This is a genomic window from Nonomuraea sp. ZG12 (assembly GCF_052068115.1).
Taxonomy (GTDB): Bacteria; Actinomycetota; Actinomycetes; order Streptosporangiales; family Streptosporangiaceae; genus Nonomuraea.
In genome coordinates this window covers 143,129-166,420 of record NZ_JBQHCW010000019.1, presented here as the reverse complement: position 1 = coordinate 166,420, position 23,292 = coordinate 143,129, and the positions used below count along the sequence as shown (strand labels likewise).

Annotated in this window: 18 protein-coding genes; 9 read left to right on the top strand and 9 right to left on the bottom strand. The window is 67.1% G+C overall.

Annotated features, from left to right (window positions below; all coding sequences use genetic code 11):
- Positions 1-115: 115 nt before the first annotated feature.
- From ACTMTF_RS36420 to ACTMTF_RS36395, 6 genes are all read right to left on the bottom strand, one after another.
- Positions 116-1,276 (bottom strand): acyl-CoA dehydrogenase family protein, encoded by a 1,161-nt coding sequence (locus ACTMTF_RS36420; protein WP_441114742.1) that lies wholly within the window; start codon positions 1,274-1,276, stop codon positions 116-118.
- Between the two features lie 78 nt (positions 1,277-1,354).
- Entirely contained in the window at positions 1,355-3,541 is a 2,187-nt protein-coding gene (locus ACTMTF_RS36415; RefSeq protein ID WP_441114741.1) for a xanthine dehydrogenase family protein molybdopterin-binding subunit, read from the bottom strand.
- The gene (locus ACTMTF_RS36410) at positions 3,538-4,518 is read right to left on the bottom strand and encodes an FAD binding domain-containing protein (RefSeq protein ID WP_441114740.1); all 981 of its coding nucleotides are present in this window, start codon (positions 4,516-4,518) and stop codon (positions 3,538-3,540) included. Before ACTMTF_RS36410 ends, ACTMTF_RS36415 begins: the two co-directional genes overlap by 4 nt.
- Position 4,519: 1 nt before the next feature.
- A complete protein-coding gene (locus ACTMTF_RS36405) occupies positions 4,520-5,107 on the bottom strand; it encodes a (2Fe-2S)-binding protein (protein ID WP_441114739.1) in 588 nt (195 codons plus the stop codon).
- 5 nt (positions 5,108-5,112) lie between these two features.
- Complete coding sequence (locus ACTMTF_RS36400; protein WP_441114738.1) at positions 5,113-6,198, bottom strand: PQQ-dependent sugar dehydrogenase; 1,086 nt, start codon at positions 6,196-6,198, stop codon at positions 5,113-5,115.
- Positions 6,199-6,300: 102 nt separating this feature from the next.
- A complete protein-coding gene (locus ACTMTF_RS36395) occupies positions 6,301-6,993 on the bottom strand; it encodes a TetR/AcrR family transcriptional regulator (RefSeq protein WP_441114737.1) in 693 nt (230 codons plus the stop codon).
- Positions 6,994-7,597: 604 nt separating this feature from the next.
- On the opposite strand from ACTMTF_RS36395, the gene ACTMTF_RS36390 reads away from it, so the two are divergent.
- The 3 genes from ACTMTF_RS36390 (at position 7,598) to ACTMTF_RS36380 (ending at position 11,107) form a co-directional block, all read left to right on the top strand.
- The gene (locus tag ACTMTF_RS36390; protein WP_441114736.1) at positions 7,598-9,724 is read left to right on the top strand and encodes an ABC transporter substrate-binding protein; all 2,127 of its coding nucleotides are present in this window, start codon (positions 7,598-7,600) and stop codon (positions 9,722-9,724) included.
- Positions 9,725-9,754: 30 nt separating this feature from the next.
- On the top strand, positions 9,755-10,291 hold the full coding sequence (locus ACTMTF_RS36385; RefSeq protein ID WP_441114735.1) for a hypothetical protein: 537 nt from the start codon (positions 9,755-9,757) through the stop codon (positions 10,289-10,291).
- 150 nt (positions 10,292-10,441) lie between these two features.
- Positions 10,442-11,107 (top strand): HIT family protein, encoded by a 666-nt coding sequence (locus ACTMTF_RS36380; protein WP_441114734.1) that lies wholly within the window; start codon positions 10,442-10,444, stop codon positions 11,105-11,107.
- A 2-nt stretch (positions 11,108-11,109) separates the two neighbouring features.
- Here ACTMTF_RS36380 and ACTMTF_RS36375 read toward each other — a convergent pair whose 3' ends face one another.
- Entirely contained in the window at positions 11,110-11,847 is a 738-nt protein-coding gene (locus ACTMTF_RS36375; RefSeq protein WP_441114733.1) for a methyltransferase domain-containing protein, read from the bottom strand.
- A gap of 328 nt (positions 11,848-12,175) precedes the next feature.
- Here ACTMTF_RS36375 and ACTMTF_RS36370 point away from each other — a divergent pair, with 328 nt between their 5' ends.
- From ACTMTF_RS36370 to ACTMTF_RS36360, 3 genes are read left to right on the top strand one after another with little or no spacing between them, the layout of a single operon-like run.
- Positions 12,176-12,913, top strand: coding sequence for a hypothetical protein (locus ACTMTF_RS36370; RefSeq protein ID WP_441114732.1), 738 nt, complete (start codon positions 12,176-12,178; stop codon positions 12,911-12,913).
- Positions 12,901-14,391, top strand: a complete 1,491-nt coding sequence (locus tag ACTMTF_RS36365; RefSeq protein ID WP_441114731.1) for a sulfotransferase — start codon at positions 12,901-12,903, stop codon at positions 14,389-14,391. Before ACTMTF_RS36370 ends, ACTMTF_RS36365 begins: the two co-directional genes overlap by 13 nt.
- A gap of 57 nt (positions 14,392-14,448) precedes the next feature.
- Positions 14,449-15,675 (top strand): hypothetical protein, encoded by a 1,227-nt coding sequence (locus tag ACTMTF_RS36360; RefSeq protein WP_441114730.1) that lies wholly within the window; start codon positions 14,449-14,451, stop codon positions 15,673-15,675.
- A gap of 55 nt (positions 15,676-15,730) precedes the next feature.
- On the opposite strand, the gene ACTMTF_RS36355 is transcribed toward ACTMTF_RS36360, so the two are convergent.
- A complete protein-coding gene (locus ACTMTF_RS36355) occupies positions 15,731-16,273 on the bottom strand; it encodes a hypothetical protein (protein ID WP_441114729.1) in 543 nt (180 codons plus the stop codon).
- A 142-nt stretch (positions 16,274-16,415) separates the two neighbouring features.
- A complete protein-coding gene (locus tag ACTMTF_RS36350) occupies positions 16,416-17,117 on the bottom strand; it encodes a M15 family metallopeptidase (protein ID WP_441114728.1) in 702 nt (233 codons plus the stop codon).
- Between the two features lie 216 nt (positions 17,118-17,333).
- Here ACTMTF_RS36350 and ACTMTF_RS36345 point away from each other — a divergent pair, with 216 nt between their 5' ends.
- The 3 genes from ACTMTF_RS36345 (at position 17,334) to ACTMTF_RS36335 (ending at position 23,180) form a co-directional block, all read left to right on the top strand.
- The gene (locus ACTMTF_RS36345) at positions 17,334-20,399 is read left to right on the top strand and encodes a BTAD domain-containing putative transcriptional regulator (RefSeq protein ID WP_441114727.1); all 3,066 of its coding nucleotides are present in this window, start codon (positions 17,334-17,336) and stop codon (positions 20,397-20,399) included.
- A gap of 74 nt (positions 20,400-20,473) precedes the next feature.
- Complete coding sequence (locus ACTMTF_RS36340) at positions 20,474-21,871, top strand: hypothetical protein (protein ID WP_441114726.1); 1,398 nt, start codon at positions 20,474-20,476, stop codon at positions 21,869-21,871.
- A 76-nt stretch (positions 21,872-21,947) separates the two neighbouring features.
- The gene (locus ACTMTF_RS36335) at positions 21,948-23,180 is read left to right on the top strand and encodes a CHAP domain-containing protein (RefSeq protein WP_441114725.1); all 1,233 of its coding nucleotides are present in this window, start codon (positions 21,948-21,950) and stop codon (positions 23,178-23,180) included.
- Positions 23,181-23,292: the final 112 nt, after the last annotated feature.

The window sequence follows — 23,292 nt, the reverse complement described above, 5'->3', positions numbered from 1 at the left end:
GATCGGCAAGGTCTACACCTACACCTGCTGGGCCGGCAAGTTCGACAACTGCGGCAAGAAGTACCGCATCTACTAGTGGACATGGCCCAGGGCCTGAGACCCGGGCCGTCCGAGGTCACCCCTCCAGGGTGAAGACCGCCCAGGACTGGCCAGGAGCCAGGCCCGCCAGCTCACGGCCACACTCCTGCAGCGCCTGCGGCCCCGAGGTGATGTGCGCGCAGCCGGTGTGGACGTCCCGGAAGAGTCGCTGGATCAGCCCGTCGCGCACCGCCGAGGTGCCGCCCGTCATGTGCACGAACCGGGATACTTCGACGGCCGTCGACGTGGCGTGGTTGAGCGCCAGCCGTACCATCGTCTCCTGCCGCACGTTCAGCCGGCCGCCCGCGTCCAGGGTGGCCTCCACGTCGCCCCACGTCTCCTGCACCAGCGCCTTGGCGGCGCGGAGCTGGGCCTCGGCGCGGGCGAAGTCGGTGTGGAAGGCGGCGCTGCCGGCGATCTGGCCGGGCCGCCCGGCCTTGGCCTGGGCGTAGCCGGCGAGCTCGTCCAGGAGCCGGCGGCCGACGCCGAGCGCCCACGCGGAGTGGCAGATCAGCGCCTGGTCGAGCAGGCCGAGCCGGTAGATCGCGCCGCCGCGCAGCGGCTCGTCGCACGCGAACAGATGGGTCTGCGACTCGGGGACGAACGCGCCGTTGATGGCGTAGTCGATGCTGCCGGTCGCGCGCAGGCCCAGGACGTCCCAGTTGCCGAGCATCTTGACGTCGTCGATCGGGGTGATGCAGATCCGGAGCTCGTCGGTGCCCTCCACGGCGGCCAGGCTGTGCACGTAGCCCGCGAGCGGCATGCCGGACGCGAAGCTCCACTGGCCGCTGAGGCGGAAGCCGCCGGCCTCGCGGACGGCGGTGCCCGGCCGGGTGCCCTGGCCCGCGAAGAGCGGCATGCGCGGGCCGGCGAAGATCCGTTCGACGGCGTCGTCGCCCAGGTAGGCGCCGGCGGTGCCGTTCTCCAGAGTGGTGATCATGGTCACCCAGCCGGTCGAGGCGTCGGCGTACGCGAGCTCCTCGAAGACGGCGATCAGCTCCCGGGGGGAGAGCTCGGCGCCGCCGAGCGCGGTGGGCGCCCATACGCCGAAAAGTCCTGCTTCGTGTAGGGCGTCCACGACGGGGGCGGTGAGCTTGCCCTGGGCCTCCGCCGTGGCCGCCTCCCGCTCGATCAGCGGGCGCAGGGCGCGAGCTCGGTCCAGCAGGGTCGTGGTGCCGGCGGTGTTCAGTGATGACATATCGGGGGTTGCTCCTGTTCGTGATCTTCGGTGCGCGTACCCCTTCTGTCAGATCTACAGCATGTTGTCCAGAGGTGGTCAGGACAGCGCGGCGATGATTTTGTCCTGAGTGATCGGCAGGTCCCGGATGCGGTGGCCGATCGCGTGGTACACGGCGTTGCCGATGGCCGCGGTCACCCCGGTCGCGGGCGTCTCACCGAAGCCCCGCGCGCCGAGCGCCGGACTGGACGGGTCGGGCTTGTCGATGAAGCTGACGTCGATGTCCGGTACGTCGGCGTTGACCGGGACGAGGTAGCCGGACAGGTTGGGGGTGACGATGCGCCCCAGGCTCGGGTCGACCAGGGTGTGCTCGCTGAGCGTGATCCCGATCGCCCAGATGGCGCCGCCGATCGCCTGGCTGCGGGCGGTGCGATGGTTGAGAACCCGGCCGCAGTCGAACACCCCCACGATGCGGCGTACCCGGACCCGCCCCAGCACGGGGTCCACGTGCACCTCGACGAAGGTCGCGCCGACCGAGTACCCGAGCGGCGCGAAGACCGCCTCGCTGGTCGCCTCGATCGGCCTGCCGTGGCGGCGCAGCACCTGCCGGTACCCGACCCGCCGCGACGGCCGCTCGGTGAGGAACAGGTACCCGTCGCCGACGCTGACCTGATCGGGGGCGACGCCGTGCAGCGGACTGTCCGGATCGGCCACCGCGAGCGCGATCACCTGGTCGCGCGCGGCGGTCGCGGCCCGGACGACCCCGCCGCCGACGCTCGGCACGGTCGCCGACGCCGCCGACGCGAACGCCGCCGGGTAGGCCGAGTCGCCGAGGTCGAAGCGGACCTCGCGCAGCCGCATGCCCAGCACCTCGGCGCCGAGCTGGCGCATCACCGTGTACGTGCCCGTCCCCAGTTCCTGCGTGCCCGACCGGATCTGCGCGGTGCCGTTGACGCCGATCGTCACGGTGGCCGACGAGCCCGGCCGGCCGCCGGCGGTGTGCGCGGCGGTGGCCATGCCCCAGCCGATCAGCCCGTCGCGGTCGCGCATGGAACCCGGCCGGGGGTCACGCCGCGACCAGCCGAAGCGCTCCGCGCCCCGCTCGTAGCATTCGCGCAGGTGGTTGCTGCCGTGGGCGACCTTGCTTTCCTGGTTGATCGCCGACCAGTTGCGCACCCTGAGCTCGATCGGGTCCAGGTCGAGCGCGTAGCTCAGCTCGTCCAGCGTCGACTCCAGGGCGTGGCTGGTCGCGGTCTCCGGCGACCGGGCGAAGCTGCCCATCGGCAGGTCGAGCCGTACGGCCTGCTGGGTTGAGCGCACATTCGGGCAGGCGTACAGGATCCGGGTCGGCTCCGAGCTGTTGAGCAGCGCGTCCTCGGTGCGCGACACCTGCTGTGTGACCGTGTGCTGGATCGCGGTGAGCCGCCCGTCGCGGGCGGCGCCCACGCGGAGCACCTGGTGCGTCTCGGCGCGGTGCCCGTTGGAGGTGTACGCGTGCGCCCGCGTCAGCACCAGCTTGACCGGCCGCCCGACCTGGCGTGCGACCGCCGCCGTGAGCACGGTGTGCGGCCATACCGGGCCTTTCGCCCCGAAACCTCCGCCCAGGTACGGCGAGAGGACGCGTACGTTCGTGTCGGGGAGGTCGAAAGCCTGCATGAGCGCTTTCTGGGTGTTGGAGATGCTCTGTGTGGACTCGTGCACGGTCAGCCGGTCGCCGTCCCAGGCCGCGACCGTGACCGACGGTTCGAGGGCGTTGTGGTGCTGCATCGGAGTCGTGTACGTGGCCTCGGTCACGGTGTGCGCGGCGGCCAGGCCGGCGGCGACGTCACCGCGTACATAGTCGTTGTGGCCGTCGTTGGTGTCCGGCGGCACGTACGCCTCGCCCATGTTCTCGGCGAGCACGACCCGGGGCGGCTCGTCCTGGTAGGTGACGCCGACCAGGCCGGACGCCTGCTGGGCCTGCTCCAGGGTCTCCGCCACGACGATCGCCACGGGCTGGCCCGCGTGCCGGATCTGGTCGTCCTGTACGGGCAGGAACCGCTTCAAAAACGCGACGGCCGGGCTGGGGAGGGCGAGGCGGTCCAGGTTCTGGTGGGTGAAGACGCCCAGCACCCCCGGCGCGGCGGTCGCCCTGGCGGTGTCGACGGCGGTGATCCGGCCCCGCGCGACAGCGCTCATGACCAGGACCGCGTGGGTCACCCCGCGCACCTCGGCGTCGGCGGCGTACCGGGCCTCGCCGGTGACCTTGGCGACGCCGTCCACGCGGCTGACCGGTCGGCCGATCATCGGTTCCTCCTGAACTGGTCAAGAATGTCGGACAGGGCCCGCTGGACCAGGGGGACCTTGAAGGCGTTGTGCTCGCGCGGCTGGGCGTCGACGACCAGGGCCTCGCCGGCGGCCTTGATCGTGGCGGCGTTCAGCGGGCGGCCGACCAGCGCCTGCTCGGCCTCGGCCGAGCGCCAGGGGCGAGGGGCGATGCCGCCGAAGGCCAGGCGGGCCTCGCGGACCTCGTCGCCGCGCAGCCGGATCAGGGCGGCGACGGAGACGACGGCGAACTCGAACGTGGCCCGGTCGCGCACCTTGAGGTAACGCGAGCCGGCGGCCAGGTCGGTGACGGGTACGTCGATGCCCGTGATGAGCTCGCCCTGGCGCAGGGCGGTCTCCAGATGGGGGGTGTCTCCCGGGGACAGGTAGAAGTCGGCCATGGGGATGGCGCGGGGGCCTTCGGCGCTGAGCGTACGCACGGTGGCGTCCAGGGCGGTCAGGGCGACGGCCAGGTCGGAGGGGTGCACGGCGATGCACTGGCCGCTGCCGCCGACGATGGCGTGCCAGCGGTTCTGGCCTGCCAGGGCCGGGCAGCCACTGCCGGGCTCGCGCTTGTTGCACGGCATGGTGGGGTCCCGGAAGTACCAGCATCGTGTTCGTTGCAGCAGGTTGCCGCCGAGTGTGGCCATGTTCCGCACCTGCGGTGAGGCGCCGGCGAGCAGCGCCTGTGACAGGACCGGCAGCCTGCGGCGTACGGCCTGGTGCAGGGCGACGTCGCTCATCCGGCTCATCGCCCCGAGCTCGATCCTGCTGTTGGTTTCGCGGACGCCCGCCAGCGGCAGCGCGTTGATGTCGATCAGGTGGTCGTGCCGTTGCACGCCGTCCTTCATCAGGTTGAGCAGGTCGGTGCCCCCGGCGATGTAACGCGCTCCGGGGTCCGCGGCGAGGCGGACCGCGCGCTCGGACCGGTCGGCGCGAGTGTAGGCGAACGCGTCCATATCAGGTCATCTCCTTGGCTGCTTGGCGGACGGAGGCGACGATGTTCGGGTAGCAGCTGCACCGGCAGATGTTGCCGCTCATCCATTCGCGGATCTCGTCGTCGGACCCGGCGTGCCCCTCGTTGACGCAGGCGACGGCCGACATGATCTGGCCGGGGGTGCAGAAGCCGCACTGGAACCCGTCGTTCCTGATGAAGGCCGCCTGCATCGGATGCAGCGCGTCGCCACGGGCCAGGCCCTCCACGGTGGTGATCTCGCGGCCCTGCTGCATGACGGCCAGGGTCAGGCACGACTTGATCCGCCGCCCGTCCACCAGGACCGTGCAGGCGCCGCATTCGCCGCGGTCGCAGCCCTTCTTGGTGCCGGTCAGGCCGATCCGCTCGCGCAGCGCGTCGAGCAGGGTGACGCGGGGTTCGAGCTCCAGCTTGTGTGCCGTGCCGTTGACCTTCAGGGATACCGGCGCCGTGTCCGTGACGCTGGTGACGGGCTCGGCCTCTGCCGCGCCCGGCAAGGCCGGTGCCGCCGCGACGGCGGCGACGGCCGCGCCCACCTTGATCACGGTACGCCGCGTGGGGTCGGAGTTCTGCATGATGTTCACCTCACGGGAAGGGGTTCGATGCGCAGGATGCGGTCGTCACCCTCGCCGGAGGGGGTGCCGCCGAGCGTCGCCTGATCGGTGTTGGACGTGGTCACCCAGAGCGCCCCATCGGGCGCGACCTCCACGGTGCGCAGGCGTCCGTACTGCTCGGTGAGGAACGCGACGGGCTCTCCGGTACGTTCTCCGCCCTCGACCGGCAACCGCCACAGCCGCTGCCCGCGCAGCCCGGCCATCCACAGCGCGCCGTCGGCGTAGGCGATGCCGGACGGTGACGCCTCGGCCGGCGGCAGCCAGAACAGCGGCCGGGTGCCCCCTTCGCCGTCCGGGCCCTCGGCCTCCGGCCAGCCGTAGTCCTCGCCGACGCGGATGACGTTGACCTCGTCCCAGTCGTTGAGACCCAGCTCGGAGGCGTACATCGTGCCGTCGGGGCCCACGGTCAGGCCCTGGACGTTGCGGTGGCCGTAGGAGTAGACCGGGGTGTCGAAGGGGTTGTCCTCAGGGATGGATCCGTCCGGCCTGATCCGCAGCACCTTGCCGTTGAGGTTGTCGCGCCTGGGCGCGACCGGTGGGTCGAAGGCGTCGCCGGTCGCGATCCACAGGTTCCCGTCGGGGCCGAAGCGCAGGCGACCGCCGTGGTGCCGGTTCGCCGTGCCGATGCCGTCCAGCACGATCCGCTCCTGGCGCAGCGATCCCAGGTCCTCGGCGATGCGCAGGGCCACGACCCGGTTCGTCGGCGACGACGACACGTACGCGTAGACGGTGCGATCGTCGGCGAAGCGGGGTGAGGCGGCGAGCCCGAGCAGCCCGCCCTCGGCGCTCTGGGCGACCTCGGGCACCTCGCCGACCAGCACCGGGGTGCCGCCCTCGGCGGGGATGCGATGAATCCGGCCGGAGGCGCGACCGGAGACCAGGGCCGAACCGTCAGGCAGGAACGCCAGCCCCCACGGCATGTCCAGCCCGGACGCCAGCTCGGTGATCCGCCCGAGCACCGGCTGTGCGGGGGCGCTGGACGCCGTGGCCGAGCAGCCGGTGATGAGGGTCAACGTGGCGAGGGCGGCCACGGTATGCGCTTTCAGGCTCATGGTTCCACCTCTTCGGTGGTAGCAGTGACAACACCACGACAGTAACGGCGTCATGGTGGCGTTGGCAACACCTAGTTGTTGTCATTGCTAAAGCGGGGGGTGTCACCCCCCGGATGCGGCGACGCGGTCCATCCACTCGGTGAGCAGGGCGCGCTCGGCGGGGGAGAGCATGGTCAGCTGGGGGGCGATCGCGCGCAGGGCCACCGCTATGCCGGTCGGGCCGTCCTCGGCGGTGGGGGACTCGCCGGTGGTGATCGTGGCGATGATCGCCTCGCGCGCCATGACGGACAGCGCCGGGTCGCGCCGCTCCTCCGGCAGCGAGATCAGGGTGAACGTCATGCCGCTGCCCGTGGCGTGGACCAGATGCGCCGCGCGCTCCTCACTGACCCGCAACCGGCCCGCCTCGGCGATGCGCCGGATCCTCGCCGCCAGCACGGCGGCGGCCTTCCGGGCGGCCGGCGATTCGGTGCCCGGCCGCGCCTCGCCGAAGACCAGCGAGTAGCAGGCCGGGTTGGCGACGCCGAAGCTGACGTGCAGGTCCCAGCCGTGCCGCAGGTCCTCGACCGGGTCGTCGGTCTCGGCCAGGGCCGTCTTGCCGGCCAGGTAGCTCTCGAACTCATGGCTGGCCACCGCGTCGAGCAGTCCGTGCTTGTCGCCGAAGAGCCGATAGAGCGTCGGCGACTGCACCCCCGCCGCGGCGCACACCGCCCGGGTCGACACCGCGTCGCGTCCGCCCTTGGTGAGCAGGTCGGAGGCCGCCTTGATGATCCGCTCACGCGTGAGATCTCGCTCCATGGTAGCAACGATAACGCGATTGGAACATCACTGTCATCGCCACGCGGCAGAGGGGTCTTCACGGTAAATCCATTATTGGGCGCGACAAGGCGTCTTATAATTCCCAGCCAGAGTGCGCAGGGCGATATCAACCTCATGAAAGATCATATCGCCCGGGACCCAGGGAGAAGCGATGAGTTCCCAATTCCGGACTCTTGCTCCTAAAATGGTTAGAAGGCCACATATCTGGCAGCGGGAGAAATTTCCGCCTATTGTGGTTCTTGGTGGTAGGGATGCCGCCGGCGAGGCGCAGGCCCTCAGCGATTTATTCGACACGCGTGTCCCGCATGCCGACATCAAGAAAGACCCCGGGGACCTCCATGAATTGATCGGCCTGGTGGCGGGAGCAGCCGGCGACCTGGGGCGAAGAGTCCCCGGGTCCCGTCTTCCCGCGCCACGCTTCCCCCTCACGCAGATCGTGCTGTGGGCCATCAAGAAAGGGAACGCGGGCGCCGCCAGAGACGGTTCTGTCCGGGAACGGGATGACGCCTTCGACGAGCAGCTGAAAAGCTGGCTCAAGAAACGGACGCCATGGCACTCTTGGCAGGCGCGACTCGAATACAAGATGCGCTTCGTCGTCGCCTCCGCCATCGGCACCGCCTTCATGACGGCGGTCCTGACCGCGCTCGCCGACACGGCCGGACTTCCGATGCTGGGGGTGCTCGTCGGGAGCGTCGTCATCGCCTACATGTCGGCCACCATCCTGTCCCGCTGGTGGTCGAGCGGAACCTTCAAATACAGCTGGTTCCGCAAGCAGCCTTATATCCGGCGCGGACCCCGGGATCATCTCGCCGGTTACATGCGGAAAATCAGCGAGCAGGTCAACACGAAGCCTGACCTGACCAACCGGCTGCTCGTGCACGCCTTTCTCCAGGACCTGCGCATCGCCTATCGCCGCAGGCCGTTCTGGCCCGGCTGGGCGCGGAGCTCGTACAGCGTGCTCATCCTCCATGACGTGCGGCCCGGCACCGCAGGCTGGGAACTGATCACGGCCATGCACGACATCGTCGTGCGGACCGGCGAGAAGGCCCCGCTGCTGGTCGTGGCCGCCGCCCCCGAACTGTCGGCCGAACTCGACGCTCACGCGCACTCTCCGGTACGGTTCGCCGCCGGCGAGGAGAGCCTGGAGGACGTCTACGGCAGGTGGCGGGACCAGGCCGGACACACCCCCTTCTGCCCCTACTTCTCCGTCAGGGACGACGGGCCCGCCGATCAGCCCCGGCCGAAGCCGCTGGTGACGTCCCGGAGGCCCGCCCTCGCCCACTGGGTGGTCACGGGGCTGGTGGCCCTGGCGCCCTTCGCGGTGCCGGGCTGGGCCGCCTTCAGTGCCTGCGAAACGCCGCTGGTCAGCACGGACGACCAGTGCATCGGGCTGACCGACTCCTACGACGACTTCGACCCGGCGCTGCGGCCCATCCTGGAGCGGATCGTCGAGCTCAACCAGGAGGTCAGGCCCGGCGACAAGGTCTTCCGCGTCGTCTACTTCGGCGCGCTCACCGTCAAAGGAGGCCCCGACCACGGCAGGCAGCTCGTGGGCGCCGCCGCGGAGCTCGTCGGCGTCCTCGCCCGGCAGAGCGCCCACAACGAGCAGAACCATGCGTGGAAGATGTACGTCGAGTTCGCCAATTCGGGGCAGGACCACGCGCACGCGGAGATCGCGGCCGGCCAGATCGTGCGCCGGGCGGAGCGGGATGACTCCATCGCCGCCGTGGTCGGACTCGGCTGGAGCCGGGTGGAGGTGCAGAGAGCGATCGAGCTGATGGGCGCGGCGCAGATCCCCATGATCAGCTCGACGGCCACCGCGGACAGGGTGGCGATGCTCGGCGAAAGCCGATCCCCCTACTTCTTCCGCCTGCCGCCCAGCAACGCCGTCCAGGCCATGGTCACCGCGCACTGGCTCAGGCTGGGCCTGCCGGGCCACGACGGCACCGAACTGCCCCCTGACCCGCCGGTGGCGGTGATCTGGCAGAAGGACGCCAAGGAGTTGTACAGCAATGACCTGGCCGACCGCTTCAGCAGTGTCTATACGGGCCGTTACAAGATGTACGACTTCCATGACGGGCAGAGCCTGCAGGTTGCGGTGCGGAAAGCCTGTGAAGGAGACGAGAAGGTCCTGTACTTCACCGGACGCGCGGCCGACTTTCTGACCCTCAATGATTCCTGGAGCAGCCACTGCGTGAAGAACGACGTGGTCCTTCTCACGGGCGACGACGTCACCAACATACTGTCCGAGAAAATCCAGCGAGCCAGGGAGAACGGGTCGGAGCACGGCCTCAACGTGCGATTCGTGGCCCTCATGGATCTCCGGCGGAGCAGCAGCACGTCCGCGAGGCGGACCCCTCATGGGCAGACCTTCGAGAAGGAGTACAGAAGCAAGGTGGGCGGGTCCATACCGCTCGCGCTGGACCGCGCGCGACTCGCCTACGACATGACGCTGGCCGTGACCGAGGCTTTCGCGAAATTCCAGGCACAGGGGGGCGGCAGCATCCTGCGGTCAGGCGTTCACTACAACCTGCGCGGCCTCGACATCGAAGGCGCGACCGGGACGATCGCCTTCTCCGAGGACGCCGTCGACCACGACGCGTTGCGGCGCCCGCTGTGGCTGATGTCGGTGACGCCGGGGAGGGACGACATCACCCCGCACCTGAGGTGTGTGCCGGATCAGGACTACCCCGACTGCACGACCCCCTGACAGGCACGTACTTATGGTGAAATATGCCGAATGGAACGGGCGAGGCAGTTGGTGGGCGAGATGCTGATCTACTGCTTCCTGCTGGTCCTGCTCACCGGCGGCTTCCTGGCCTTCCACTACACGCCCAGCGGCGAACTCGTGCCCTACACCGGTTCCTACGAGCCGCTCCGCGGCACCATGATGACCAGGGCCTACGACTCCCTGCTGACGATGAGCTTCGACGCGCCCCATGGCCTGCTCTTCCGGCAACTGCACACCCAGCTCTCCTCCCTGCTCGTGGTGGGAACCGTCGTCTGGGCCCTGCTCGGCCGGTTCCGGTACGCGTTCGCGCTGCTCGGCCTGGGCCTGGGCCTGCTCGGCAACCTCACCGGCCACGGCTCCGCCGACAACTTCCCGGACACGGTCCCGATTCCCGTCTGGTACGGCCTGCACCTGCTGGGCGCGCTGGCCATGCTGGCCGCACTGGTGATCTCCGCACGCCGCGAGGCCGCCCGCGACCCCAGGACACCGGCCTTCATGGCATTGAGCCTCGGCCTCACCCTGCTGCTGATCTTCTGGCCCTTCTGAGAGGGCGCTCAGCGACAGGGCGCACGGGTGATCACAAATGTGGCCGTCACGCCATCTCAAGGTAGCAACTTCAGAACTTTCCGCTTCGTCATGTCGGGTGAAGATAGGGCCAGATGATCGGAATCTTCATCGAGACGGTGTGGAGTGGTCATGCTCGACGGAGCTCTCGAATGTCCCTTCTGCGTTTTGATATCAGACGGACGATCACCTGTGTGGGAGCATCTTTTCCGCGCGGACAGTGGCGCCGATGAGGTAATCCTCCGTAGCAGGTCCTTCCTGGTGGTTCTGGACACCGCCCCGCTCGCGGAAGGGCACATGCTCATCATCACCGAAAGCCATGTCTCCTCACTCGCCGCCCTGTCGAAGTCTGAGCGAGATGAGCTGGATTCGGTCAAGCGCGACGCCGAATCCTTGCTGAGGAAAGCCTACGGTCCGATTTCTTATTTCGAGCACGGGGCCGAAAGATTCGCCAGGCACGCGGGAGCATGCATTGACCATGCTCACCTACACCTGGTCCCAGGGGACTTCGATATTCTGCCCTATGTTGCGCGCGATTACCCTGAGGTCGAGTCATTCGCGTCGTATGAAGGAGTGCTGGAGAGTTTCGCCGGCAGGCCCTATCTCATGTTCGGGCGGGAGCCGGATCAGGTTTTCGGAGTCCATGCCCCGGCCTGTGCCACCCAATATCTCAGGCGCGTGGTGTCGCATGCGACCGGATCCAGAACCCTGTGGAGCTGGCGTGACTGCGTGCGCTGGGCTGACGCCCTCTCCATCCGAGATCAGTTGATCAATGCCAGGAACAAGCTGGCCGGCTAGTCTCAGGAGCGTACCGCGAGGCACTGCACGACATTGGCGTGACTGTTGTAGATCAGCTCGTCGCGGACCGTGAGGCTGTCAATGGCGAAGAGCCCTTCACCGGAGAGAACGTCTTTGGTGTACTCCTGGCTGAAGAAGTGTCGAATCTGACCTCCGCTGCGGAAGAGCTCGGGGCCGATCTCGTCTCCTTGACCGTAAAGATGGTCGTCAGTGGACCGGCAGGTGAACAGGAACTTTCCGGCAGGGCGCAGGACGCGATGTATCTCACGGAAGATTTCCCGGGTGATACCGTCCGGGAAGTAGTGTAAGCAAAGGCGCGCGTAGACTGCGTCGAAGTCCGCATCGGAGAAGGTCAGCGGTGTCCGCAGATCCTGGACGGAAAAGACCACTCCAGAGGCTTCATGAAAGCTGATGTTCGCCTCGATGGCGAACTCTGAGAAGTCCGTGGCCGTGACCGAGTGCCCCCTTCCCTGGAGGAAGACGGCATCCCTCCCGCTTCCGCACCCCAGTTCGAGAATTCGCTGACCACGGCTCAAACTGTCGGCAAGGAGCAGGGCCGGGGGAGTCGGTTTTATCCGCTCCTCGCTGTTCCAGTATTTACGATGATATTCGTTCCAGAGTTGCAACTGATCGACATCGTCCTCGGCTGCGGCGACAGGGGGGAGTGGTGTCCTGTCGGCTGCGCTGACGTCGCGAATGTCCAGGCCTGATATCGCTTCGCCTTTGAACAGAGATGCCATAGCTGACCATACCAAGGCGGGTCGATCCCCAGCGACATCCCCCGTTGTTTTCCCGAATTCCTTTGCACTTATCCACTCGCTGCTACACTCGAGCTTGAATGGGCAGTCACCAGGTAACGCCAGCACCGGCCGCACGGGACGACACATGCCAAGCGAACCAACAGTGACGTGGAGTCCTGTTGAGCATGAGTGGCTCCTTCGCGTTCCGGGCCGCCGTGATCTGGCAGCGCAGGTGGATATCCAACCTGATGCCGCCTTAATCGCCGAATGTCCATTCTGTCCTGGTGTCGGCGGCAGTGGGGTTCGACTGGTGCCGAGTAAACACCCCATGATCGCGCTGGACCAGGGGGTCGCACGCCCCCAAGGGCAGCTGCACTGGGTTCTTGTGTACGGCAGCTCCCACTCTCAGAGGCTGGGTGAGCTTCCGGCTGAGGTCACCCGGCAGTTCCTGGAAATGGTCTCGCATAAGACGTCCGATCTTTTCGGCAATCCTTCGGTCAAGGCGGTTTTCGCCTTCGAGTCCGTGGGCGGCCATTTTGGACCAACGGTTGCCCATCCGCATGGTCAGCTCGTTGGATTACCCTTTGTTCCAAGGCGACTGACTCTCACCTCTGATGCCGGTTCTTGTGCCGTCTGTGATTCTGCTGTGGAGCAAGAATTAACGGTCGCGATGCCAGGCCACGCTCTGATCCAGGTGCCTCCATGGGCGAGACTGCCCTTCGAGATGATCATTGCACCAAAGGCCCATCGCCCGGACCTGGCATCGCTGTCGCTCGATGAGGCCGCCTCCTTGGCCGACTGTCTGCACACAGGCCTGCAACTATGTCGTTCGACCTATGGAGGTGCGATGCCGCCATATCTGATCAATGTCATGCAGGCGCCCAGGGGCGATTCCTCGCATCACTTGAGAATAGAGCTCGTTCCGCTCCACAAGGATATGAAGACCCTCAAGAGGCCTGGTGGCATGGAGTTGGGGCTGGGCGTCTACCTGAACCCGCTCCCTCCAGAAGTGGCCGCCGGCATACTCCGCGAAGCCCTGCCAGGTGTGCGGAGGTGCTGGACGTGAGGCGTGTCCAGATCGTCGGCACTCAGCGCTCCGGTTCGAATCTGCTTCGGCTTCTGCTGGGCTCGCTTCCCGGAGTGTTCGCACCTCCTTCGGCGCACAAGTTGAGAGATCTCCAGGACCTGGCCTCGCGATACGGCTCGTTACGTGAGCCCTGGAACAAGAGGCGCCTGGCCGCGGACATGAGCCACCTCGCCGATCTCAACGCTCTCACCTGGCCTCGTATCCCCGGCCGCCTGCCGGCGGTCATCGCCGAGATGGACGGATCAACGCTGGCCCACGCTGTTCTGGCTTTCTACGATGCCCACGCCCGCTGTTTGCACAAGGACTTATGGGTCAGCAAGTGTCTGGAGAACGTCCACTTCATCGATCAGCTGAACGCCACCGACTTACCGATCCTGTATTTGCACCTCGTCCGCGACCCACGCGACGTGGCCGCCTCATTCTCTCGCGCACCCATCGGTCCGAAGGATCCGAAAGCGATAGCACTGCGCTGGCTGGAAGACCAGGAGGCCGCCCTAAAAGGGCGGAAAACAGTCGAGGATGACAATTGGCTGACTCTGCGATATGAAGATCTCGTCGCGGATCCAGAGGGCGCCATGGCCCCGGTGTGCGAGCGCACCGGGTTGAAGTGGACGTCAGCCGCTCTGGAATTCTATCGCCAGGACCAGGCCCGATCGGCAGCGTCCCTCTCTTCGCTGTGGAACAATCTCGACCGGCCGATCCGGCAGGATCGCGTGGCCGTGTACAAGAACTCTGCCGACACTGATCTGACGACCACTGTCGAGAGTATTACATGCGGTCTCATGCCCGAATTTGGCTATGTTTCTGAGCATGTCGCTGTGCCGACGAGAGTCAGCGTTGACGAAAGAAAAATTGTTCGTGCCCGTGATCGCGAATTACGTACACAGCTTGCGGCTGCTCGCGACCCGGAGGCGGAGGCCGTTCATCTCAGACGATTCCGCTTCCTGGAAGACCTCAGAGGACAAGTCCCCCCGAAAAGCGGTGTCGGACCTGATCCAGTCGCCTCGCAGCCTCAGGGACACCGGGAGGACCTGATGTTCGTGCAGTTTGCGCAGAAGGCCGTCATCGAGTGGCAGGGCAGGCTGCTCCTCGTCAGGAAGAGTCGCGATGATCCGTACCAGCCTGGGAAATGGGAGTTGCCAGGCGGCCGGATGCAGCAGGACGAGTCACCCGATGAGGCGCTTGTCCGAGAGGTCCACGAAGAGGTGGGACTGAAGGTGCATCCCGGACGTCCGCTGGCCCTGTGGTCATGGCGGCTGGGCGGCGAATGGGATGCCACGACGGTCATCGCTGTCGCCAGGCTTTGTATGGCGAACAATGCTGATGTGGACATGAGCCGACATGTCGAGGACGATTTCATCGAACGGTACGGTTGGTTCGAAAAACATGAGGTCCTCGATCTAGACCTTATTCCCAGTGCCAGAGGTCCCATCGCGACGGTTCTCGAGAATCTCTAGAAGTCGGCTTCGGAGAGCGGTCTGTGTTCGGGCGTGTGCGAATCAAGGATGAGACAGTTGCTGACGCGCCAGATCCTGAGGGATGCTCAGTCCGAGATCGAGCGGCGGATCGAGTTGCGTCTGGGAGAAGAGGTCGGTCGGCTCCCGGGCAACGCCCTGGCTTCGGGGCAGTATCTCGACCATCCTGACTACGAACAGCGCGGGCTTTACGGCACTGCGGCTACCATTCACATCCTTGCCCGTCGCGCCACGACGGACCCTGCGGTCAATGACAAGGTGTCGAAGCTGATCTACTATGTCGTCAACCGTAGCCAGGCCGAGAAGGCCTCGGTGAGTGGCGCCGTCTACAGAGACTTGGTTGCGCGCAGGATTCGGCTGCAGAAGTCAGATGTCTTCAGAATGGCTGACATAGGTTTTGCCATTTCGCATGTGAGTCCGGTCATCGCGCTCAGGTCCGAGACGTTGACGCTGGTGCAGAAGGCTCTCGAGGGTGCGAGGACGGATCCATCAGGGTACGCGGTCGGCAGCGAAGGAGGGAGCCCGAACCCGCTGGCCACGGCTCATGCGCTGCGTTGCCTGGCGGCGAACAACCTGCCCACCCGGCCTGAGGATTGGCGGTACCTCCGGGAGTATGTGAGCAGCGGGAGCGACATCTACGTCCGATGCTTCGTGCTACTGGTCCTCGCGACCTATGATGCCGAGCTTGAGCGGAGACAGTTGCAGTCCTGCTGGAAGGATTTATTCTCGGCCCTTTCCAGTGAGTTCGGCGGTCAGTCGGAGGCGAACCACGAGTACACTCGATACGGTGCACAGGACTACGTCCGAGTGCCGTGGCAGATCTATCTGATCCAATCGTGCGCCAAGCTTTTCCCGCTGACAAGGTTCATCGGATTCGCTGTCCAGCGGAAGATGGCAAGTATCGCCCAGCAGATCTCCGCCCCTGGCGGGTTCAAGTATGAGGCTTCGGGGAGGTATCTTTCCACCCGCACCTATGCTTGTGTCTGGCAGGCGATCGAGGAGATCTTGTCCTTCAATTTCAAAGATCCCCTTCCGCGCGTCTTCGTTCGCACTGTCGCGGGTGCGACCCGAGTCTTCTCAAGCCAGCTCTTCGGAGTGCTCACCTATATGGCCCTCGTCGCTGTCGCGACGGGATCTCTCATCGAGTGGCTCAATACGCCCGGCCATTCCTTCGGCGATCTGGCTCCTAACCTGCTGGCCGAAGTGATGCTCGTCATCGTCGTAGGACTGAGACTTCAGGTGACGCGCGGAAATCACCGCCGCTGACTTCTACTGGTCGTCGGAACGGCACGTGTCGGACGGTCGACGGCCGCCCCTCACCCTAGGGATGGAGGGGCGGAAGCGGACGACCGTGGCGCACCAACAGTGTCAGCGGCCGGATGGGCTCATGCTCCTCGACGGCCCCCTCCGGGACCACAGGCCGGCCGGACATGTCGAGGGTGTCGTGCCTCGGATAACCCCAGGGCCGACCGAACCCCTCATCTTCGCCGGACGCCCGGACGAACATCCGGCCGCGGATGTCGATGACGAGGTCCCCTGGCTGCCACTGCTCCGGCCAAGCGGCGACCACGCCCGGGACGACGGGTGCGGGGACACTCGTACCCCCAGGAGCGGGGTTGCCGCCCCCATGCTTCTTGCCCGCGCTACGTCTCCCAGCGATGATCATGATCAGGCCCGGAATGAGGAAGATGAAGGCGAGCATGAACCGTGCGTTCTGTTCACCGGGACACTGGAAGTAGCCGTCAGGGGCGAACGCGCTTCCGCATGTATTGTCGCCATTGTGCGGAATGGGGGAGAAGCCGATGAAGAGCCCCACGATGGTCGCGGCGATGCCCAGCGTGCGCAGTAAGCGCTCTCTGCTCATGTCTCTTCCCATGGTCCCGTGAGATGAAGTCTCCCGCCTTTCAAATCCCCTCGCAAGGTAACTGACGCCGTGGATCGGGTCGTGGCCGGAAGGGGTGGGCGCCTCCGTCGTCACCGGGCCGCCGGGAGCCGGGTGGCGTCCGTCATGGATCGAGGTCACTGCGCATTTGGACCAGCGGGCCATAGTGGGCGTGTGTCGCGCCGACGGTGAACGCCCAGTATCTGTCTCCAGTTGACCAGTGCCACCACTCGGTGGGGTAGTTGACGAACCCCGCTCCGGCCAGTACGCCGCGTAGTATCGCCCGGTTGGCGGCAGCCTCGGCGGAGATATTCTCCGCGTCGGTATAGCAAGCGTCCTGGCTCTCCTCCGGCGAGTCATTGACCTCCGTGCCCATCCAGCACAGCCGGCCGTCCGGACCGCGTAGCGTCAGATCGACCGCGCCTCCCGTCGTATGGGGAGCCACCGCCGGCGGCGATATATAGCGGCTCGCCTGACGGTGTGCCTCCGCCGCCGACCAATCCGGGTGCCGCTCGCGCAGGAAGGCGACCCGGTCCGCGAAGTACCTCTCCTGCAGCGCAGGCGGCCGATATCCCTCCACCACAACCAGCCGGTACCCGCCGGGCAAGGAGGCTTGAGCGAGCCGCAACCGCTGCAGCGCGCCGAGTCGCACCCGGGCATACGCTCCGTCGAGGTCGGCCTGTCGACCGTCCATCTCGATCTCGCCGACCTCTCGCAGGTCTACCAGCGGCTCATCGCATTCACGCACGCGCACCGAGGAAATCCGCTCATCAGCGAGCAGCACAAGGTCAGCCACCAGATCCTCCAACCAGCTCAATTCGGACACCAGCAAGAGCGTGACCTGGGATCCTGGAGAATCGCTCTAGTTTCCCTGCATCGGCGCCGCCCCCGTGCAGCGCGCCGAAGTCCGCCAGGATCCTTGACGCACCGGCGAACTCATGGCCGCATTCAACCGTTATGCCGCTTACATCGGTATTTTTAAGGCGTTGATAACCGAGCGCTATCCGGGCAAACTGCTGCTCATGCGGATATCCTGATATGAATGCGGAGGAATTGGGTGGAGTTCCGCCTGCTGGGCTCGCCCGAAGTGTGGCTCGATGGCCGGCAACTCGAATTGACCGCCGGCAAGCCGACAGCCCTTCTCGCGGCTGGGTTGCTGCACGCCAACCGGGTCGTGTCGATATCGAGTCTGGTCGACGCGGTGTGGGGCGATGCCCCACCGGCGACCGCGGCGGCTCTCGTACAGACATATGTGTCGAACCTGCGCAGAGTGCTCCACGTCGGCGACCGCGAGACCATCGTCACCCGTGCACCCGGCTACCTGTTCGAGGTGGATCACGAGCACATCGACATCAACCGGTTCGAGGCGCTGGCGGCCAAGGGCCGGGCGGCCGCCGCCGCTGGGCGCCACCACGAGGCGGCGCAACTGCTGAGGGACGCGCTGGCGATCTGGCGGGGACCAGCGCTGAACGGCCTGCTGACGCCCGTGCTGAGACAGGCCGCCGACGGCCTGGAGGAGCTGCGGCTCTATGTTCTCGAGGAACGCATCAGCGCGGAGTTACGGCTCGGCCGTTCGGGGCCGCTGGCGGCCGAACTGGCCACGCTCGTCAAGAGATACCCCTTGCGGGAGGGTTTGCGCGCCCAGCAGATGCTGGCCCTGTTCCGGCTTGGCCGGCAGGCCGACGCGCTGGAGGCCTATCGCGAGGCGCGCGACGTGCTCCAGGCCGAGCTGGGCATCGACCCCGGCCAGGAGCTGCGCCGGATGCACCAGGCCATCCTGACCGCCGACCCCGCCCTGGAAGCCCCGTTGGCTGAGGACCTGGCTATCACCCGTCCCGAGCCGTCGGCCGGGCTCGCCGCCGCGTCGGTGGAAAGCCCGCAGCTCGACCGAGCGACGACGACCAGTGTGCCGCTGCAGGTGCCCCAGGTGCCACGCCAGTTGCCTCCGGCGGGTGGCGACCTGGTGGGGCGCGACGACGAGCTGACGGAGTTGCGAACCATCCTGCTGAGCGCGATGACGGCCGAGCGGCAGGTCTGCTGCGCGATCTCCGGGAAGGCCGGCAGCGGCAAGACCGCCCTGGCGATCGCGGCCGCGCACGCGGTTCGCGACGTCTTCGTGGACGGTCAGTTGTACGCGGCCTTCCGCGGCACCGGGCCCGAGGAGACCAAGGAGATCCTCGGCGCGTTCCTGCGTGCGCTGGGCGAACCGGCATCCCGGCTGCCCGACCCTGTCGAGGAGCTCAGTGGCCTGTTCCGCAGCCGGATCGCAGGACGGCGCATCCTGATCGTGCTCGACAACGCCGGGCCGGAGGACCAGATCCGGCCGCTGTTACCGGCGCACGGCGGCAGCGCCACGCTGCTGACCAGCCGCGCGGCGCTGGCGGGCCTGGACCTCGACGGCAGCCTCGGCCTGGACGTACTCGAGCCCGACGACGCGCTACGGCTGCTGGCCCAGCTCGTCGGGGCGGCACGGGTGGCCGCCGAGCCCGAGGCCGCCGCGGAGATCGCGCGGCTGTCCGGCGGGCTGCCCCTGGCGGTCCGCACGGTCGGCGCCCGGCTGGCGGTGCGGCAGCGGTGGCCGCTGAGCGTGCTGGCGGCCCGGCTGCGTGACGAGCATCGCCGCCTGGATGAGCTGGTGGCCGGTGATCTGGAGGTCCGGGCCAGCCTGCACCTGAGCTATGCCAGCCTGCCCGATCCGCTTCGACTGGCATTTCGCCGGCTCGGCGTGGTCGCCGTCGGGGAGTTCCCGCCCTGGCTGCTCGCCCCGTTGCTCGACCACACCGAGGCCAGGGCCGAGCACATCGTCGAGCGGCTGGCCGACGCGCAGCTCGTGGACGCGATCGGGGTGGACCTCGACGGGCAGGTGCGCTATGGCATGCACGATCTCATCCGGCTCTTCGCCAGGGAACGCGCCGACGCGGAGGAGGGGCCGGCGGACCAGTGCCAGGCGATCGAGCGGCTGGCGCGATACCTGCTGAACCTCCTCACCGACCTGGGCACCCGAGCACCGGGCGACGCCGCCGGATCGCCGGCCGACGTGCAGACCTGGCTGGAGCAGGAGCGGTGGCTGCTCGTCCAGACCGTGGAGCTGGCCAGTCGATTCGGTCTGCATCGGCTCGCGTGCCGGCTGAGCATGCTGCTGCTGTCGTCGTTTCGGCTGCGCAACGCCTTCGACGCGTGGTGGCGTACCCATGACGCCGCCCTTGAGGCGGCGCGGTCGGCGGGCGACCGAGCGAGCGAGGCGAGCCTGCTTCGCGGGCTCGGCCTGCTCCGCTACGAACAGGACCGTCTCGACGACGCCGCCGTGTTCTACGGCCAGGCGCTGGCGATGTTCCGCGAACAGGGCGACCTGCGGGGACAGGCTGACTGCCTGATCGGGATCGCCACCGCCCACCGTGAGCGAGGCCGGTTCCGGGACGCGCTCGAGCTCTTCGAACAGGCCGGCCACCTGTGCGCCGAGCTGGACGACCAGGCCGGCCTGGCCGAGTGCTCGTACGGCATCGGGTACGTGAACCGCGAAGTGGGCGACTTCGCTCGCGCGGACGCGGCGCTGGACCAGGCACTGGCGGCCTATCGCCGGATCGGCGACCGCCGCGGCGAGGGTCTCACCCTGCGCTCGATGGCGATGGTGCACCGGGCGCGAGGCGACCTCGGACCGGCCGAGCGTCTCGCCCTGGAGGCGATCGCCGTGCTGCGGGAGAGCAATGATCAACTGCTCACCGCGTACGGCCTGCAGTGCCTGGCGAAGGTCCAGATCCGGCAGGGCGAGTACGCACTCGCGACCGAGACCCTGCGGCAGGCGCTCGCGGTGTGCGTGGCTCTCGGCGACCGCTTCGGCACGGCGCTGACCACCCGCACCATCGGTGAGCTGCACCTGGCCGCGGGGGAGCTGGACCAGGCCGCGACCCACCTCGACGCCGCGCGCGAGCAGTGGGCAGCGATGGGCCTGGATCTGTTCTGCGCCCGCACCGACCGGGACCGGGCCGAGGTCTGTCGCCGACACGGCGACCTCGACACGGCTGCCGAGCTCCACGCGTCGGCGGTCGCGACCTTCCAGCGATACGGCAGCCGCGAACAGCTGGAACTGGCCACGCAGCCTGGCGCGTGAAAGCAGCACGTCTACAGCCGGACTACCCACCCCTACAGGCGCGGTGCAGCGAAGCTGAAGAGGCCGGATGAACCGTGGTCGGCATGGCGCGACAGGCGCCGGTCCAGACCACGGAGGAACTCATGGGCAAGTGCACGTGGAATTTCCAACCGACGTTTCGCAAGGCCGTCATCGTCTTCACCGCCGCCGCCACTGCCGCGCTCATGTCGGCGGGGGTCGCGATGGCGGATCCGAAGGAACCGACGGACCCGGCAGATTTATCACCTCAGGCTGTCGCCGCACTCGCCGCGCTGCCGTGTGTGTCCGGCGGCCCGACGGCCGCCGACGGCGCCATGGCCGCCGCGCTCAATCCGCTCCTGACCAAGAAGATGCGCGGCCACATGACCGCGTACAACACCTCCTGCGCGCGGGCCGTGGTGCAGGAGGTCCGCAACCGGGGCTTCAACCAGCGGGCCGCCGCGATCGCCATCGCCACGGTGATCGTCGAGACGAGCATCGCCAACCTCGACGGCGGTGACCGTGACTCGGTCGGCCTGTACCAGCAACGCGACATATGGGGCAGTTACGCCGCACGGACCAACCCCGCGACCGCGACCGGCATCTTCCTCAACGAGATGCAGCGCCTCTACCCCAACGGCTCCTGGAACACCGCCCCGATCGGCACGGTCGCGGCGGACGTGCAGCGGCCCGCGGCGGAGTACCGGGACCGCTACGCCGAACAGGCCAGTGACGCGGTCATCATCGCCAACCGGATGTGGTCCAGGGCCGGCGTGGACACGGCCGGGGTCTATCGGCCGGAGAACGGGACGTTCTATCTGCGGGACAACAACTGGGCGGGTCCGGCGGATATCACGGTGCAGTTCGGCAATCTTGGAGACAAGCCGCTGGTGGGTGACTGGGACGGTAATGGGACGACGACGATCGGTGTTTATCGTCCGGAGACGCGGTTCTTCTACATGCGGAACTCGAATACGCGGGGTGATGCGGAGATCGGGTTCGTGTTCGGTAATCCGGGTGATGTGCCGATCGCGGGTGACTGGGACGGGGACGGTGTTGACACGGTCGGGGTGTATCGGCCGAGTAATTCGACGTTCTATCTGCGTAACAGCAACTGGGCGGGTCCGGCTGACCGGGTGGTGCATTTCGGTAACAACGACGAGGACCTGCCGGTGGTGGGTGACTGGGATGGTGACGGCGACGATTCGGTGAGCGTTTACCGGCCCGGCAACGCCACGTTCTATCTGGTGAACTCGGATGTTTCGACGTCGAATCCCCGCGCGGTGCAGTTCGGTAACCATGACGATCTGCCGCTGACCGGCAATTGGAACAGCGATCGGTACACCACGATCGGCGTGTACCGGCCGGAGACCAGGTTCTTCCTGCTGCGCAACGACAACACCCCCGGCGATGCCACGATCGGCTTCGCCTTCGGCAACTCCAACGACATCCCCCTCGTCGGCGACTGGCGCTGACGTACCTGAAATGGAGTCCAACATGTTGACGACGTACCGAAGGCCGGCGAGCCGCATCGCCGCCCTCATGCTCAGTGTGGCCGTGGCCCTGGGTGGCACCGCCGCATACGAACTGGCCGTTCCGCAGGCGGCGGCGGCGAACGCCGCACCGAGTCGCGGCGTCATCGCGGCCACCGCGAACGCCGAGGTGGGCACCACCGGCGATGGCAACCAGTGCCAGAAGTACGGCCCGTTATGTGCTGACTGGTGCGCGATGTTCGCCACCTGGGTCTGGGAGCGCGCCGGCGTGGCCGGCGGACCGCGCACCACGTACGTGGCGACCGCGATCGGCTCCTGGGGAGCCGACCGAGGCCTGTTCAAACGCCGCTCCAGCGGCGGCAAGCCACTACCGGGCGACATCGTGGTGTACGGCGAGCCCGGCTCCGGCACCGGCGGCCACGTGTCCATCGTCCACACGGTCCACGGCGACGGCACGATCACCACGATCGACGGCAACTACAACAACCGCGTGGCGAAGCGGTCCATCAACCCCGCCACTGCCCGGGCAGGCGCCCGCGACGTGCTGATCTCCGGCTACGTGTCGCCGCCCGGCGCGCTCTCCGTCACCTCCGCCACCGCGGGCGTGTACCGGCCGGAGAACGGGACGTTCTATCTGCGGGACAACAACTGGGCGGGTCCGGCGGATATCACGGTGCAGTTCGGCAATCTTGGAGACAAGCCGCTGGTGGGTGACTGGGACGGTAATGGGACGACGACGATCGGTGTTTATCGTCCGGAGACGCGGTTCTTCTACATGCGGAACTCGAATACGCGGGGTGATGCGGAGATCGGGTTCGTGTTCGGTAATCCGGGTGATGTGCCGATCGCGGGTGACTGGGACGGGGACGGTGTTGACACGGTCGGGGTGTATCGGCCGAGTAATTCGACGTTCTATCTGCGTAACAGCAACTGGGCGGGTCCGGCTGACCGGGTGGTGCATTTCGGTAACAACGACGAGGACCTGCCGGTGGTGGGTGACTGGGATGGTGACGGCGACGATTCGGTGAGCGTTTACCGGCCCGGCAACGCCACGTTCTATCTGGTGAACTCGGATGTTTCGACGTCGAATCCCCGCGCGGTGCAGTTCGGTAACCATGACGATCTGCCGCTGACCGGCAATTGGAACAGCGATCGGTACACCACGATCGGCGTGTACCGGCCGGAGACCAGGTTCTTCCTGCTGCGCAACGACAACACCCCCGGCGACGCCGAGATCGGCTTCGCCTTCGGCAACACCGACGACATCCCCCTCGCCGGCAACTGGCGCTGACCGACCGACCAGCGGGCCCGTGACCGTCAGACCATGACGGCCACGGGCCCGCTGTCGCGACCGTGGTGATGCGCCCCAATCGGCCGGCACCTGGCGCAGGGCAGTGGCGAAG

What these genes read in the sequence shown, in the direction of transcription:
- ACTMTF_RS36420 (WP_441114742.1), bottom strand. Translation starts at nt 1,276, where the DNA reads ATGTCATCACTGAACACCGCCGGCACCACGACCCTGCTGGACCGAGCT.
- ACTMTF_RS36415 (WP_441114741.1), bottom strand. Translation starts at nt 3,541, where the DNA reads ATGATCGGCCGACCGGTCAGCCGCGTGGACGGCGTCGCCAAGGTCACC.
- ACTMTF_RS36410 (WP_441114740.1), bottom strand. Translation starts at nt 4,518, where the DNA reads ATGGACGCGTTCGCCTACACTCGCGCCGACCGGTCCGAGCGCGCGGTC.
- ACTMTF_RS36405 (WP_441114739.1), bottom strand. Translation starts at nt 5,107, where the DNA reads ATGCAGAACTCCGACCCCACGCGGCGTACCGTGATCAAGGTGGGCGCG.
- ACTMTF_RS36400 (WP_441114738.1), bottom strand. Translation starts at nt 6,198, where the DNA reads ATGAGCCTGAAAGCGCATACCGTGGCCGCCCTCGCCACGTTGACCCTC.
- ACTMTF_RS36395 (WP_441114737.1), bottom strand. Translation starts at nt 6,993, where the DNA reads ATGGAGCGAGATCTCACGCGTGAGCGGATCATCAAGGCGGCCTCCGAC.
- ACTMTF_RS36390 (WP_441114736.1), top strand. Translation starts at nt 7,598, where the DNA reads ATGCGCTTCGTCGTCGCCTCCGCCATCGGCACCGCCTTCATGACGGCG.
- ACTMTF_RS36385 (WP_441114735.1), top strand. Translation starts at nt 9,755, where the DNA reads ATGGAACGGGCGAGGCAGTTGGTGGGCGAGATGCTGATCTACTGCTTC.
- ACTMTF_RS36380 (WP_441114734.1), top strand. Translation starts at nt 10,442, where the DNA reads ATGCTCGACGGAGCTCTCGAATGTCCCTTCTGCGTTTTGATATCAGAC.
- ACTMTF_RS36375 (WP_441114733.1), bottom strand. Translation starts at nt 11,847, where the DNA reads ATGGCATCTCTGTTCAAAGGCGAAGCGATATCAGGCCTGGACATTCGC.
- ACTMTF_RS36370 (WP_441114732.1), top strand. Translation starts at nt 12,176, where the DNA reads ATGATCGCGCTGGACCAGGGGGTCGCACGCCCCCAAGGGCAGCTGCAC.
- ACTMTF_RS36355 (WP_441114729.1), bottom strand. Translation starts at nt 16,273, where the DNA reads ATGAGCAGAGAGCGCTTACTGCGCACGCTGGGCATCGCCGCGACCATC.
- ACTMTF_RS36345 (WP_441114727.1), top strand. Translation starts at nt 17,334, where the DNA reads ATGCGGAGGAATTGGGTGGAGTTCCGCCTGCTGGGCTCGCCCGAAGTG.